The 14,732-nt window shown below is 57.8% G+C and carries 11 protein-coding genes; all 11 read right to left on the minus strand.

From position 1 onward, the window contains the following. Nucleotides 1-93: 93 nt before the first annotated feature. The 11 genes from F3H98_RS26420 to F3H98_RS26470 all read right to left on the minus strand — a co-directional run bounded on the left by F3H98_RS26420 (nucleotide 94) and on the right by F3H98_RS26470 (nucleotide 14,547). Nucleotides 94-1,260 carry a glycosyltransferase family 4 protein gene (locus tag F3H98_RS26420; RefSeq protein WP_188130576.1) on the minus strand — a complete coding sequence of 389 codons (1,167 nt, stop codon included), beginning with the start codon at nucleotides 1,258-1,260 and terminating at the stop codon, nucleotides 94-96. Nucleotides 1,261-1,397: 137 nt separating this feature from the next. Then, on the minus strand, nucleotides 1,398-2,333 hold the full coding sequence (locus tag F3H98_RS26425) for a glycosyltransferase family 2 protein (RefSeq protein WP_244621912.1): 936 nt from the start codon (nucleotides 2,331-2,333) through the stop codon (nucleotides 1,398-1,400). A 16-nt stretch (nucleotides 2,334-2,349) separates the two neighbouring features. Then, complete coding sequence (locus F3H98_RS26430) at nucleotides 2,350-2,973, minus strand: methyltransferase domain-containing protein (protein WP_149763374.1); 624 nt, start codon at nucleotides 2,971-2,973, stop codon at nucleotides 2,350-2,352. Beyond that, nucleotides 2,970-4,805: a GumC family protein gene (locus tag F3H98_RS26435; RefSeq protein ID WP_149763376.1), complete on the minus strand. Its 1,836-nt coding sequence runs from the start codon at nucleotides 4,803-4,805 to the stop codon at nucleotides 2,970-2,972. Before F3H98_RS26435 ends, F3H98_RS26430 begins: the two co-directional genes overlap by 4 nt. An 18-nt stretch (nucleotides 4,806-4,823) precedes the next feature. Next, nucleotides 4,824-6,266 carry a hypothetical protein gene (locus tag F3H98_RS26440; protein ID WP_149763378.1) on the minus strand — a complete coding sequence of 481 codons (1,443 nt, stop codon included), beginning with the start codon at nucleotides 6,264-6,266 and terminating at the stop codon, nucleotides 4,824-4,826. Then, nucleotides 6,263-7,498 carry a polysaccharide pyruvyl transferase family protein gene (locus tag F3H98_RS26445; protein ID WP_188130577.1) on the minus strand — a complete coding sequence of 412 codons (1,236 nt, stop codon included), beginning with the start codon at nucleotides 7,496-7,498 and terminating at the stop codon, nucleotides 6,263-6,265. The genes F3H98_RS26440 and F3H98_RS26445 overlap by 4 nt, the downstream gene beginning before the upstream one ends. Further along, a complete protein-coding gene (locus F3H98_RS26450) occupies nucleotides 7,467-8,696 on the minus strand; it encodes a glycosyltransferase (RefSeq protein ID WP_149763382.1) in 1,230 nt (409 codons plus the stop codon). Before F3H98_RS26450 ends, F3H98_RS26445 begins: the two co-directional genes overlap by 32 nt. A gap of 17 nt (nucleotides 8,697-8,713) precedes the next feature. Further along, nucleotides 8,714-9,436: a sugar transferase gene (locus F3H98_RS26455; RefSeq protein WP_244621913.1), complete on the minus strand. Its 723-nt coding sequence runs from the start codon at nucleotides 9,434-9,436 to the stop codon at nucleotides 8,714-8,716. A gap of 752 nt (nucleotides 9,437-10,188) precedes the next feature. Further along, complete coding sequence (locus tag F3H98_RS26460) at nucleotides 10,189-10,863, minus strand: response regulator (RefSeq protein ID WP_149763384.1); 675 nt, start codon at nucleotides 10,861-10,863, stop codon at nucleotides 10,189-10,191. Nucleotides 10,864-10,911: 48 nt separating this feature from the next. Then, a complete protein-coding gene (locus F3H98_RS26465) occupies nucleotides 10,912-12,213 on the minus strand; it encodes an HlyD family type I secretion periplasmic adaptor subunit (protein WP_149763386.1) in 1,302 nt (433 codons plus the stop codon). A 15-nt stretch (nucleotides 12,214-12,228) separates the two neighbouring features. Beyond that, the gene (locus F3H98_RS26470; RefSeq protein ID WP_244621919.1) at nucleotides 12,229-14,547 is read right to left on the minus strand and encodes a calcium-binding protein; all 2,319 of its coding nucleotides are present in this window, start codon (nucleotides 14,545-14,547) and stop codon (nucleotides 12,229-12,231) included. Nucleotides 14,548-14,732: the final 185 nt, after the last annotated feature.

The raw sequence follows: 14,732 nt of genomic DNA on the forward strand, positions 1-14,732 counted from the left end.
GTCATTGCGCTTTTACCGGTGAGGCGATTGGACAAGCCTCGCCCTGAGATGGCGACGGCCTCCAGTTCGGCGATTGATTTATCTGGATCGAGGTTATTGATGGGCTGCATGAAGCACCTCCGCATATATGCCGAGCAACTGATCCAACCATTCCGCTGAACTCGGCGCGAATTGACCAGAGCGCGAATAAGCGGCTTTGCTCATGGCGCAAACGATTGCGTCATCCCTGGCAAGCCGATGCAACATGGCGGCCAACGCGCCCACGTCGTAAGGGTTGACGGTGATGCCGAAGTTTTCCGCAGCAATTTCAGCGGCGATCATCGCGAAGCTTGGAACCATCACGGGAACGCCGGCCGTCATGGCTTCAAAGGCCGCCAGGCCGAAGGTTTCGCGCGTCCGGCTCGGCATCACCAGCAAGCGCGCGGTCTTTAATTCTTCCATGATCGCGTTGAGCGACAGTCGTCCAAGTCTCGCCGAACCGGGATAGATCGAAGCGATATCGTTTGCGAGCGGCCCGTCTCCGATAAAGCGGACCGGTACGGCCGCCTGCTGTGCCGCCCGTGCCAGAAGATCCGGGCCCTTGTCGGCTTCAAGCCGCCCGATAAATATGAAGTCACGGTTGTGTTCCGCCCTCACGCGCAAACCCTGCCAGGGCTCGACGGGATTTCGCAGGACCCTCAAGCATTGGATGTCAATTCCCCCGCGACTCAAATGCGCCAGCATTCCATCGTGGACCGCCAGGACCGCGCCTATTTGCTTCGGTTCGAACCTGACGAGACCGCGCCGTACAAACTGGCGCGCGCTTCGCCACAATTTCTGGGCCCGGTTCCGGCGATCGCAGTTTGTGACAAGGCATTCGAGCGAAAGCGGCGTTCGCTCGCAGGGTGACCCTGCCTGATAGTCAAAATAGCCGCCGTTGGGACAGACAAGGAAGAAGTCGTGAGCGTGAACGACCACCCTGCGCATAACGGGTCGAAGCGCCGAAAAGGTCGACGGCGAAAGAATTTTCGACCAGCCGTGAAGGTGGTAGATCGTGCCGGGCGTATCGTGGGCCTCAATCCACCTGCTGATGCACTTCGCGGCATGGTAGTTGTAGAGGCCGTTTACGATCGAAAATGGCAGCGCAGCGTCGGCAATATGGACGCCACCCACCGGTTCAACTTTGGTTGCAGCACCGGAAAAGCCCTTGCCGTCGTCGCCGCAGATAAGCAACGCCCTTATCCCACGCTCCTCCAGAAGGCGAAGCGTCTTGAGGACCATCTCGGTTGCGCCGCCCTTGGCGACAGACGCATCGTTGATGATGACAACCTGATCGATGGGACGGCCGATCGAAGACAACAGCAATGCTGCCCTTGGAATTCGGTTCGGTAGAGCCGTTGCGGGGACGGAATTTGCGCTCATAGTGAAAGGATCCGCAATGGCGAGATCCGCCCCTTAGCGAGATCGGCGAGCGCTTTGACATTGCCAGTGAGCCGGCCGACGCGATCAATGTAGGGCTCGGACTTGATCAGGCCGAAAAGGTTGGCCGCAATATTGCGACTGGCGAGATAAAAGCTGCGGCGCCAGGAAACGCTGCCCTTTCGCGCGAGATGATAAGGGTTGGCGATCTGTGAATAGCCGAGTCGAACACCGGACTGGCGACCGCGCTTGATGCCGAGATGGATTCCCTTGGCCCTCGGGACCGCTACTATGCGACCGTATTTCGCAAGGCGATGGCTGAAATCGACGTCCTCTAACCAGCCATAGAGCGGTAGATCTTCGTCGAATCGGACGCCATGTGCCGAAGCTACGGCCAAGCGCATGGCCATGTTGCAACCGTATCCATCCTCGACGTCCCTGATTTCTTCGGAACATGTTTGCTGATCGCATCGAGTGAGTTCAGCCAACGCACTGTCGAAATCCAGTCCGGGGCCGCGAATTCCGTCTCGAACAACGTGACCGGTGGTCATGACTGCATCAGGGTGGTCGGCGAAAGCGGCAAGCGTTTCCTGCAGGTAGGCTCTGCCGGGCAAAAAATCGTCGTCGATGAACACCAACAAGTCGGTTTTCTCGCAGGCCATTTCCAGGATAACATTTCGCTGTCGCGTTAGTCCGCGGTGGCCGAGCGTGATGGTGCTCGTTGGGAAGCACGCTGCGACGCCTTTCACATCGGCAGCAGTTGGCGCGCTGATAAAGACCGCGTCCGGAAACCGAAGCTGATCCGAGAGCAAGTTCAAAGTCTTGCAAAGCGTATCAGCTCGTCCCGTGGTCGCTATGCCGACGGCAATTCTTGGGCGTATATCCCTCCTGGGAGGCCGCTCGCGCGGTTCCCGCAAGCTGAACGATGCGTCCATTTACAATCCTCCTGTCCTAGGGAGGAGCCTTCTGTGCGAAGGCCCAAACCATAACCGGAAAATCGGGTTCATTCTTCAGGGAGCCGGTGAACCCTCTTTTTGGCCATTTCTTAAAGTTGGCCCGCAGGCAGGCCCGATTTCCCCATGAGGCGGTTTGAATGCGATTGGCAGCGAAGCCGGCCTCCTGCAGAAGGTGAGAGAGGCCAGTGGCGGTCCATCGGCTGCAGTCGATCGGTGAATTGTGCACACGAAGCAGAAACGGGGTGGCGATGATGAAATAGCCGCCGGGTCGCACCATTTCGTATATGTTTTTCGCCGCTCGCAATGGCCATGCCAGGTGCTCAAACACCTGGTCCGCGATAACAACGTCGAATGTTTGGGGAAGAGTTTGCGCGCAGATGTCAAATTCAGGGTATTTCGTCGTGGTATAGGATTTGAAATTGAACTCTCGGCGCCAATGAACCCCGCCCGATATCTCAAGGACCTCCAGTTTTTGGGGGCCAAGCTGCCGCAAGAAATTGAACGACTCGCGGTACATTTCGACCCGCGCCCAATCGACCGTGTCGTAGCCGATAGCTTCTAGGACGGTTTTCAGCCGGCGCTTAACCTGAGGGTGATCTTTGAGGGAAAAAAGGGTCATCGTACTACCCTGTGTTCATGCCGCGCGCTCAGATCGGTAACGGCATTGAGGACTACCCCCACAACGCGCGCGCCCACGCTTTCAAGTGCAGCGATCCCGTCGTCCAGATCGTCCAGCGTCGTGGTTCCTGCGCGTGCGACGACAACGATCGCATCCAGGAGAGGGCCTATCGCCCGCGCGTCGGCCGAATCCTTCAGCGATGGAAGGTCAACCAAAGTGACGTCAAACCGCTTTTTGAAATCGGTCAGCGATAAAGACGCCCGCCGGGACGAGAGCCTGTCGCCCGGTGATACCCTTTCATCGAAGCGTCCAACCGGCACAACCGTCAGATGATCCGATTCGTCGATCCTCAGGAGTGAATAAGGGTCCGCACTGTTCAGGAGTTCGAGGAGTGTTGCCGATCCTTCGTCGGCAAAATAGCGGCTGATTGTAGGGCTTGAGGCGCAAGTGTCGATCAGCAGCACGCGTGAGCCGGAGGCTGAATGCAAAAAAGCCAGATTGGCCGCGATCGTTGTCGTGCCCGCTGCTTGATGCAGACCCACGAATCCGATGACACTGATTCTTTTTTGATGACATAGCCCGGCGAGCGTTGCTTTCAGATGGCGAATATCCCGCGCAATGACCGCCTGCGATCGGCGGCGACGCGCTGTTGGTTTTGCCTGAAACCGCTGGGTTCGCGGCACCGCGATCAGGGGGATAGGTGGAGAGCTTTCAGGATTACTGTTTCGGATAGGATTGACTAGAGAAACGCCGCCCAAGCATGGCAAGTCGGTTCCGATGGCAACGTCGGACGGGGAAGAAATCCTGCGGTTCAAGGCTGTGCGAACCGCAGCTATCGCGCCGCCCGTCGCGATACCCAGCAAGGCCGCGAACGTAATGATAATGGCCGATCTCGGCTCGGTCTTACTGAGAGGCGCCGTGGCTCGTGTCACAAAGTGCGCATCCGCAACGGGGTAGGATATACGTTGCCGGGTTTCAGCCCAACGCTGAAGGAACCCCTCGTACACCTTTCGATAGGTGTCGGCTACGCTTTGCAGTTCCTTCAGCTTGAACTGACCTCCTCCCGACCGCGCGCCATCGCCCTGAACCTTGAATCGCTCTACAGCCCGATCCGAGGAAAAGACCTGTTCTCGGAGTTCGGTCAGACGAGTTGACAACCAATCGGTGGCTTGTGTCGCCGCGATCGATTTCGATTGAATGTCCTTTTCGATGTAGGATTTGGCGATGGTGTTGGCGATCGTTGCGGCTTTCTCCGGGTCACTGGAGTTGAAGGCAATGTCCAGAACGGAAGATCGGCCGATTCGGCGGACCCAAAGGCGGCCACGCATGACAGCGATTACGAAACGCTCTTTTTCGGCGACCGTCATCTCCGCTTGCACGGGATTGAACGAAAGCATTGCTTGGAGATCAGCGGGCGAGGCCGTTGCAAGCCATGACCGTGCGAGTGATACGACTGACGGAGTTTGAGAGGCGAGCTCCGGATCGCTGACGAGGCCCAATTTGCGGATCGTCGATCGGAGCACGTCGTCGGACTTGATGACCTCGATTTGACCTTCGATGACCGCATCGTCGGGTAAATTCGATAGCTGATCTGCTGCTTGTTCCCCGTACATCCGCGTTATCAGTTGCGCCGTGGCGACGTAACTCGGGGGAGTGTTGACAATGTAGAGAAGCGCACCGCCCACGAATAACGTACTGGACAGCACGATGATCCACCAATTTGAGGCGAGAAAGGGCAGGAAATTGCGAAGACCGAGGGACCGCTCGTGTGGCACACTGCCAGCAGCAACGACGCGTAGGTTGAGATCGTTGGGTGTGATTTGCGTGGACATCGTCTCAGCCTCAAATTGTCAAGGTATCGAGCGCGCTGTAGGGGTGACCACGGGGACCGCCACAGCGTCCCTTCCCCACTCAGTACGGACTATCCGTTCGGCAACGGGAACACTCGCAAGGCCAGCGGCTATGCTAAAGAACAGACCGAGATCGGTTCCGGCCGCGCTGATTGTCGCAGCAATGAATTGGGCAAGACAGGCCGCGGTGCCGGCCCGCATCACGATCGCGTCTGCGGAGCTCGAACTCGCGTGGACAGCGGCGGTTCGCCATAGGCTGAATAGGAAAGCAGCGAACAAAAGGACGCCAGGCAAGCCCACGCTCGCCGCCAAGGCCACGATGAAACTTGAGGCTCTTACGCTTCCCACCCCGGAGCCCATCCCCGACGTATCCAGGAAGGTCACAAGAGCTTGCTCGTTCCAGAGCATGCGTTCAATGCCCGACTGAGATCCCAATTTGTTGACGACTGTTGCCTCGAAGAGCCCTGTAATCGTGCTCCACACACCCGACAGCAACATCGTGACCATTAGAATTGTCGGCAGAACCACAAACGCCAGGCCGACATAGGACATCTGCCGCGATGTCGCCCGGTTTTGCGCGAACCGAGACAGGCACCCAAGAAGGGTGATGAGAGAAAAGACAAGAACGGCAGCATAGGCAGTCGACGATGTCGACAGCAAAATCGTTGCAAGAAGCAAGCTACACAGCAACCCAAGGCGTTTCATTGGATAGGCCTCAAGCCACAGGGCCAGCACAAAGGCATAGAGGGCCAGGGCCGCATAGCTATAAGCGCCGGCTTCCGAGAAAGACCCTACGATCCGCTTCAGGCCACCGATCTCGCCATCGCTGAGCATTCGGTAGTTCGCATTGCGGATAAACGAGAGGAGATATTGCGTGTTCGTCACATATGTTAGGAGGTCGGCAGCGGCAAATACAAGGCACAGCACGGCGGTGAGGACGACGCTTCTCGCGATGATCGATGAACCGCCCAGCCGCGCAAAGGCGGCCACGACCGCGAAACAGACAAAATTCCCAATCAGATAAGCAGCCTGAGTGATATTGCTGGGTCGTGGCGCGAGAGGAAGGAGCTGGATTCCGACGTCGTCGCCAAACCTCGCAAGTGAAAAGACGTATGTCAGGCCCGCGAAAATGCGAGGCAAGAAAAATGCCGACATGCACCCGTAGACAACGAAGAGCGCGAACCAAAAGCCGGCATTGGGAAAAGCCAAGCTCCTCAGGGCTACCTGCCAAAGGCTCCTCTGGCAGAAGACCGAAACTGCTAGAAAACCGAGCAGAAGGTAGGCAGGTTGAATGCTTGCCCCGCCAAGTGCAGGCAGCTTGAAGGCCGCAGCTGCCCCCAGGAGCGTCGCCGGACACAGTAAGAAGAGGCCAAGGCTGGGACCTCTCCACAAGATCAGAACGCCGAGCGGAAGGAAGAACCAGCCAAGGGGTTCGAGCGTCATGCCACCACCCTTTCTTCTGGCCCGCCTGCTTCGTTCGCAAGGATTTTCTTAAGGCCATCGGCCAATTCGCGCACGCCCGCGCGCGCCGACTTGAGTGCCGCTCTGTGCCGTTCTGCCGGAAAGGGTGTTGCAAGTGCGGCAGCGACCCTGCATGCGAAAACATCGTTAGACGTACGCTCGAAATCGAGCACCCCGTCGAACTGACCGACCACGTCAAAGAATGCTTGCAACTTCGGGTCCCACTTCAAGCCGATCGACGGGACCCTGTAGGAATGGGCGAGGATACAGGCGTGGAGGCGATGAGCGATGACGACGTTGAAAGAGCCGATCAGACGCGCGAGTTCGGCCGGGTTCGCGCACCGCGGCCAAATGACGACCTGATCCCCGATTATCTCCGTCTCGCGTAGCCGGTCGTGGCAGCGCGCCAGAAACAACTCGTCCTCGTTTGCCCCGTCTGTAAAGCACACCACGATATGGTTGCCATCCATCAAGCGCCCGATAAGAGCGATGATGCGGTCCAACAATGCCTTGGGGGAGCCCTTGGTTGTTCCACCGTGGTGACCAAGCACTGCTGGATGGGTGATGCAGAGGCCAACAGTCGGTCGACGGACAGGCAAGCGCGTCGAGCTCGGCCACAAGTCGGATGCCAAAAGCCCAGGATCAAGACATCGCTTTGCGCGAGAGGCGCCAAGACCTCTCAAGCGTTCGGCGGAGGCGTCATCTCGTGCAAAGACAACATCGCGCTGACATGCCGTCAAAACACGGTTGAACAATCGTTTGCCAGTTTGTGAGCGACTGGCAGTCGCGCCGACTCCGTAGATCGCGAAAGGTACGCCGGCGGCGCTGCACGTTTCGGCGGCCGCGGCGACCTTCAACGGAAAATTGAGGTCCCCATCTTGAAAGAGCTGCCCGCCCCCGAATATGGCGAATCTACAGCCACGAACTCCCTCCCTGTAAAATTGCAAAAGTCGCTGTCGAAACTCCACACCCAGAGCGGTTCGAACAACAATTTCGCCCGCCCAGGAAGGTAATTGATTGAGTAACGTTAGCGCCGCCGCCCGGCCAGCGCCTCTCGTGGGCGCAGCCCATTCAGTGCGACCCGCCAGATCGATGGACCGCATATCCCATGAGACAAAATGTCGGCGCAGCTCATGTTCAAGACATAGAGCAATGATCCCGTCGCCGAGATTGGGACTGTATTTAAGATTGAAGAGAGCGATCGTATTCGGCATGTGCAGCCTGCGAGCCATGCGTGATCGACGATAGATCAACGGGATGAGTGGATGGAATTCGTGTCGAATTCTCTGCCCTATAAGGCGCTACCGGTGTTGGCCGCTGTCCCTTTGCTTCCATGACGGCATCAATGACTTCGCACATTTCCCGCTTGAAACGTGCTGTTCCGAAGGTCGCAGCGTGGTTGGCAATGAACTCCGGATCAAAGCGAACCGTTTCGAAATTCCGAACCGCACTGACGAGGCTTTCTACTGTCTGCTCCTCAAAGAAAACGCCGGTCTTACCTTCAAGGACGGTCTCACAAGCGCCACCTTTTCGGAACGCGATAACCGGGCAACCGGCGGCCATGGCCTCGACCGGCACAATGCCAAAATCCTCTTCCCCGGGGAAAACCAGCGCCTTGGCCTGAGCGTAAGAAGACCTCAGAACATCAATCGGCTGCGTGCCCAAAATTTCTACTGTCGGGCCTGCGAGCTGGCGACACGAGGCAAGCATCTCGCCGCCCCCTATTACGACCAACCTTTTTCTCAGGTGGTTGAAGGCCCGCACCGCGAGATCGGCGCGCTTGTAAGCAACAAGTTCGCCAACCAAGAGGTAGAAATCGCCTCGGGGGGTACCAGAATTGGCGCGAAACGAATCTATATCGACGGGCGGATAGACTACGGCAGCCCTGCGACCGTAATAGCGCCAGATCCGGCGGGCCACATTGTGGGAGTTGGCCACGAAAGCGTCGACGCGGTCGGCGCTCAGTTGGTCCCAGCTTCTGAGATAGTGGGCGAATGCCGGCATCATGAACCGCGTCGTCATTCCAGCATCGGAGCGGTATTGATGGTATAGGTTCCAGATGTAACGCATCGGAGAATGGCAGTAGCAAAGATGTACGGCATCGGGATGCGCGATAACTCCCTTTGCAGGCCCAGATTCGCTGCTGATAACGAGGTCGTATCCTGACAGGTCGAGCTGTTCGAGCGCCATTGGCATTAACGGCAAATATTTTTTGTACATGGTTGCCGCAAAGGGCATGTGCCCGATAAAGGTCGTAGTCACCATGTGACTGGAGATGGATCGAGACACAGCTTCTGGTAAATAGACGTGTGTATATACGTGCGCATCTGGATATAGATCGCAAAGCGCCTCAAGGACTCTCTCCCCGCCTCGCATCCCGACCAACCAATAGTGTACAATTGCTACTTTCATATTTGACGCATCCACTATCAATAGGATCCACGTGCGAGAAAAACTACAGGGATAGTTTTAATTATTATAGCAACATCTCCTAACATCGACCAATCTAGACAATAATTCTTGTCCATTTGGACGCGCATCTCGTAGGAGGTGTCGCTGCGACCTCCGACTTGCCAGGCGCCCGTCAAGCCAGGTCGAGCGCCGAGGTAAAGTTCGGCGCTTGCCCCGTAGTAGGCAAGCTCGTCGGCTACGATCGGTCTGGGTCCGACCAAGCTCATCTCACCGCGCAATATATTGATCAGCTGTGGTAGCTCATCGATGCTCGACCGGCGTAAGGCGGCGCCAATTCTGATCAAGCGCGGGTCGGCTTTCAGTTTGCGCTTGGTGGCCCATTCGGCGGCGAATTCTTCATCGGCTGCCAAATATGCAGCCAACCTCTCATCTGCATCGATAGCCATTGTTCGGAATTTCAGGCATCCGAACGGACAACCCAAGAAACCGATTCGCGTATGGGTAAAAAAGACAGGACCACGATCGCATAATTTAATAGCGAGAGCTGCAAAGAGAAACAAAGGTGAAAGTATTACAAGAAATAGAGAAGCGAGTAATATATCAAAAATTCGTTTCTGAATCCCGCCAGTGGGACTTATGCTAAACCCCGGCAGCGACCAAACAGCGCGTCGAGCAGCCAGTCTTTCATTGAAGAAACCAAGGTGGTCCACCATAGCCTCTTTATCCTGCTCGACGGGCAAGAGCGATCTCACAGCTCCCCTTATTAGAGATGTAAAATCCAATTAGCTGTGACCGCAGGCACAGCGACATCATATTTTTCCTTTTGATTGGAGCGGGCCCGCGGCAGGACGGCGTCCAAGGTGTGGTTTGGATTCAGGATTCGTCTGCAATTTTCTTTCGGCGGCAAGGTCCGGGAAGGGTCCGGAGCGGCGCATCTGGAACCACCCTGCATACGTCTGAGGACAACTTGCTCGGAAATTGCTGAGCAGCGAAAATCGCAGCCACGCAACTGCTGTCGATCGCCAAATTGAACAGCGCCAAAATCCCCGGGTGGTACGCGAACCTGCAATCGTGTCCGATTACTTCAGACTTCGCATCGCTTGAGCGGCGGCTTCTGACCAACAATTGACAGACACACCACAGTCACCGACCTCCACGGCTGAGAATTCGGGTGGTTTCGCGGTTGCCATTCCGTCATCGGCGGTGGCGACGGTTGTCGCGAGCGAAGGCCCAAGCCATGTCGCTACCGTTCTGCGACAGTAGCCCGTCGGCCCCAATCGACGGGCCGTTATCCCTGCATTAGCTGCGTCGCGCGATTCTCGTCGAAAGCGGAGGATACGCAGGATGGACGAAAAGAGCGCGAAAAGAAGCTAACGTTCGCAACATCGGACAGGCGCGCATCACGCATGAGAGTCGTCGCTTCTCCGCAAACGACGCGCTTTTGAAAAACACGGAACCAGTCGGCCAATTCAATTCGCCGCTGATTGCATTTTCACCTCGATACTGCTGTGGGGCCGAAGGGGTCTTTTTCTCCACCCAATTTTTGCGCCACCATCGCGACTTCAACGCGGTTGCGGACGTGAAGCTTCTGCATAATCAGCGTCATGTGGCGCTTTACCGTCTGCTCGCTCAAACCCAGGTCGGCAGCAATTTCCTTGTTCGTGTGCCCCTTTACCAAATGCGCCACGATTTGCTGTTCGCGAAAACCGAGTTTGACGGGTTGAGAAGCGATGGCTTTGACAGCTGCACTACGTAGGGCGGTGATGACCTTGGAAGCAAAACCTTCGGTTATGTATGTTTCGCCCTGGTGAACTGCTCGGACCCCCCTCAAAAGCTCGTGTGCGGGGCTGCCTTTCAGAATGTAACCACTTGCTCCTGCTTCCAGCGCCCGAAGTGCAAGATCTATGTTAGGAAAGGCTGTAAAAACGACCACTTTGGCCTCGGCGGGTGCCCGTACGATCTCCGTGATGGCCTCGAATGCGTCGCCGGGCATACTGAGATCCATCAACACGATCGCCGGGAGGTGCTGTTCGGCAAGGATGACCGCCTCGTCCGCCGAAACCCCTTTGGCAACCACCTTGAAATCGCCGTCCTGCTCGAAGACCCGGGTCAAGCCATCGACCACCAGCGGATGATCGTCAATCAATGCGACAGTGATGGGCTTCACGTTGCCGTCTTTCCTGCTAACAACCGTCGACTGGGAATCATCTGCGACCTACTCTTCCCTGAAGGCACGTGCCATCTGGTCAGTGAAAGGTTTAACCAGGTAACTGATGGCAGTGACTTCCTCGGTTTCCACAAATACCTCCACTGGCATGCCAGGGAGGAGAGACTGGCGGCCGATACGTGTCAAGTCGCCAACGATCTCGACATCGCCAATGTAGAAGGCGTCGCCGCTTCGCGGATCGTGTTGTGCAGCGGCGGATATATGATCGACTCGGCCCTCGACTTCCGGGGTTGTCCGCTGGTTGAATGCCGAAAATCGCAACTTCGCCTTCTGACCGAGGCCGATCTGGTCGACATCGACGGTGCGCAGACGAACTTCGATCTTCAGATGAGCGTTGTGTGGCACCAGCGTGACGAGCGTTTCGGCCGGACTAACCACGCCGCCGACTGTATGCACTTTCAACTCGTTGACAATGCCGCTGATCGGGGCTCGAATTTCGGTGCGGATCAAACGGTCCTCCGTCGCGGTATATCGCTCCTTGAGTTCGGACATAGTAGCGTCGACGCTGCGCAATTCCCGCTGCGCTTCCGTTCTCGCTGTTTGCTCTATCCCGATGATCTGGAGCTGGATTTCGCTGCCTTTCGCTGCCGCCCGCGCCCGGCTTGCCTCGATCTCTCCGCGCTGACCCGTCATACGGGCCAGGTCGCGGCTGATTGTGTACAGGCGCGATCCCTCGACCAATCCCTGGCCGGAAAGCCCCTCGATTTTTGCATGTTCCTTTTCGACCAACGCGATCTCTTCGTTAAGGGCCGAAAGTTGCGACGCCAGACCTGCCACTTCCTGGTCGAGCTGGTCGGCTTGCAGTTTCAATTGCTCCTTCATCCGGATCCGGTTCTGAAGATCCCGCTTGAAGAGCTGAAGCTCTCCCATGGCGATGAGGTTTTTCTCCGGAGAGTCATCGGCGAAGCCTTTTGGGAATATTATAGACTCGTTTCCCTCGCGTTGCGAAACGAGGCGAGCACGCCTGCCGGCAAGTTCGTCGAGCTGCGAGCGAATGATCGCCAGTTCGGCGCGTGCCTGTACGCCGTCGAGGCTGATCAGCACGTCCCCTTGCTTGACCGCGTCGCCTTCGCGTACGGCAATGGCCGTGACTATGCCACCATCACGATGCTGAACAACTTTGACATGCTCGTCGACCCGCAGCACACCCTGCGCGATCACCGCTCCGGAAAGCCTGCTGGTGGCAGCCCACGCGCCGCAACCGCCGACCAGGAGAGCACCGAAAACAGCTCCGCAGACGACGCGCGAGCGAAGGCCGAACCCGCCCGCAGTTTTGAATTGTCCGGACATGCCATGCCCTCCAGGTTACGCGACGGTGTTGTAGACATACGGCGTGTGGTGCCCGTAGATGTCGATCGACATTTCAAATTCGTTGTTCAGATCGAAGTCGACATCGATCACCGTATGATCCATGTCGTCGAACCGCTCGTATCGGATGCGGATCGGCACAGCGCTACCGCCGTTGCTTTGCCCATCGTAAACGCGTGAGAAGAGATCTTCCGCCGCATCCCGCGCTGTATCGGAAATCTCGAACTGCTCGACCATCACGCGGTCGCCCACCATGAAATCAATGATTTCATGGACCAGCTGACCGGCCGCTATGCCGCTGGTTGCTGACATTGCAAACGTGAAGGTGTCGTTGCCTGCCGCGCCGGCAAAAGTGGTGGACTGTCCGCCGGCCTGGAATGTATCGTTCCCGAAGCCGCCGATGATCCTTTCGAACCCCGAGACGACATCGGTGCCGATTTCTGCACTCGACACCGTACCGTTGATCAGATCGACAGCCACGCCCGAATTTGTCTGCGACATGTCCAGCGCATCGACCCCATCGCCCCCGTTATAGACGTCGCCGTCGGCGTCCAGTGTTACGATGATGAGGTCGTTGTCGCTTCCTGCAGACACCGTGTCGGCTCCATCTCCAGCGTCGATGACATCGGCGCCATCGCCTCCCGCGATCTCGTCGTTGCCGCTACCGGCAAAAACAATGTCAACCCCGGCGCCCGCGTCGATGACATCGTCCCCATCCTCGCTGTCGATATAGTCGGATCCATCATCCCCCGCGACGGTGTCGGCGCCATCGCCCGCAAAGATCGAATCGTCACCGTCGCCGCCGTCCAGCACGTCGTTTCCGGCGTCGCCGTAAAGCGTATCCTGCCCTTCATCACCGGCAACTGTGTCGTCGCCCTGACCGCCGGACACGATATCGTCGTCGGCGCCGCCATGGAGGGAATCGTTGCCGTCTTCGCCCTGCACGATGTCGCGTCCGGCGCCGCCTTCGACAAAGTCAGCGCCCAGGCTCGCCAAGACACTGTCATCGCCGTCGCCGCCAAAAAGTGAATCGTCGCCCTCTCCACCGTCCAAGGCATCGTTACCGGCGTCGCCATAGAGGGTGTCGTCGTCAGCGTCACCAGCGATATCATCGTCGCCGTCGCCGCCAGCCAGCATGTCGCCGCCGTCGCCGCCGTGCAGAGTGTCTTGGCCATCGTCGCCTTGCACGATGTCGCGTCCGGCGCCGCCTCTGGCCATATCGTCGCCGGAACCGCCTGAAATCTGGTCATCACCTGCATCACCGTCGAGCGTGTCGTCGCCTGCTTCGCCGAACAGCGTGTCGTCGCCTTCTTCGCCATGCACTTCGTCGTTGCCGTCCCCTGCATTCACCGCATCGTTGCCGCCGCCGGCGAACACGATATCATCGCCGCTTCCCGCGTTGAGCGTGTCGTTACCATCTCCCGCGCGAATGACGTCATTTCCCTCCAGCGTCTCGATAGTGTCATGGCCCGCCAACCCGTCAAAGACGTCCGCATCCGCGGTGCCAACAAGCCAGTCGTCTCCAAGGGTCGCCGTTCCGCGAGGGATGATCGGGATCGTGTCAACGACATTGAAGTTCGCCGAATGGGCCACAGTTTCCAGTCCGTCGGAAACAGAATACGTAACCCTCACCTCGCCGAGATGGCCGGGCTGTGGCGTGTAAATCCAGAAGGCTTCGTGCGCGACTACACTGCCACTGGACACTGAAACGTCGGTGACGGTGAGTTCGTCGCCGTCGGCATCTTCAGCGTTCATCAGCAATTCGCTCAGTCCGATCAGAACAACCTGCGCCATCATTACGTCGTTGAGGCGGTTCTGGCCGCCCACGGTGGGTGCGCGGTTGCCGCGCCGAGGCTCTTCCGGATCTCCTCCGTCGGTTTCGGTATCAGGATCAGGATTGTTGGTGACGGGCCCGGGATCGCGATCGATGGGATCGACGGGATCGGGGTTGTTGCCGGTCTGGCTGGAGCTTGGCGTGGGTGTCTCGCTGTCCTTTCCGCCACTCATAGATTCCAGCAGACGTGCAAGCAGGTCGTCACTTTCGTCTTCGGGCTGGGTGGACGGCTCGGCGGTCTTCCTGGCGGATGAGACATGGGCCGCCGCGGTGTAGTTCGACCCAAAAAATTGCGACGCAGCTTCTATCGGCGGCAAGGTGTCGAGACCGAACGGGTTGGTTCCGACCCTTATCAGTTTCATTGGAGACGGGAAGTCGATGACGTTCCCACGCGATGGGGCTTGGGCAAAAAAATCCAGCGGTTCCAGCCGTTCTGGCCGCTCGCGGTCCTCTTCAGCTGACGCCACCGCATCTGGACGCACCGCGGTCAACCGGCCGAAGTCGACTGGAGCAGCACCGCTCTCGTCCTCGAACGGACCGGGTTCCGGGGCGACCTCGGGCGAAGCCTCGGCTCGCGCCGGCATCGCGCTTTTGAAATAGACCGCGATGCCCGTCAAAAGCAGCGCAATGTACATCGGTAGCTTCGACAGGGTCTCGGCGGATTCGA

The sequence above is a fragment of the Neomesorhizobium albiziae genome (assembly GCF_900114255.1).
GTDB lineage: Bacteria > Pseudomonadota > Alphaproteobacteria > Rhizobiales > Rhizobiaceae > Neomesorhizobium > Neomesorhizobium albiziae.

Excerpts from the sequence above, each read along its gene's own strand:
- F3H98_RS26420 (WP_188130576.1), bottom strand. The coding sequence starts at position 1,260 with ATGGTCCTCAAGACGCTTCGCCTTCTGGAGGAGCGTGGGATAAGGGCG.
- F3H98_RS26425 (WP_244621912.1), bottom strand. The coding sequence starts at position 2,333 with ATGGACGCATCGTTCAGCTTGCGGGAACCGCGCGAGCGGCCTCCCAGG.
- F3H98_RS26430 (WP_149763374.1), bottom strand. The coding sequence starts at position 2,973 with ATGACCCTTTTTTCCCTCAAAGATCACCCTCAGGTTAAGCGCCGGCTG.
- F3H98_RS26435 (WP_149763376.1), bottom strand. The coding sequence starts at position 4,805 with ATGTCCACGCAAATCACACCCAACGATCTCAACCTACGCGTCGTTGCT.
- F3H98_RS26440 (WP_149763378.1), bottom strand. The coding sequence starts at position 6,266 with ATGACGCTCGAACCCCTTGGCTGGTTCTTCCTTCCGCTCGGCGTTCTG.
- F3H98_RS26445 (WP_188130577.1), bottom strand. The coding sequence starts at position 7,498 with ATGCCGAATACGATCGCTCTCTTCAATCTTAAATACAGTCCCAATCTC.
- F3H98_RS26450 (WP_149763382.1), bottom strand. The coding sequence starts at position 8,696 with ATGAAAGTAGCAATTGTACACTATTGGTTGGTCGGGATGCGAGGCGGG.
- F3H98_RS26465 (WP_149763386.1), bottom strand. The coding sequence starts at position 12,213 with ATGTCCGGACAATTCAAAACTGCGGGCGGGTTCGGCCTTCGCTCGCGC.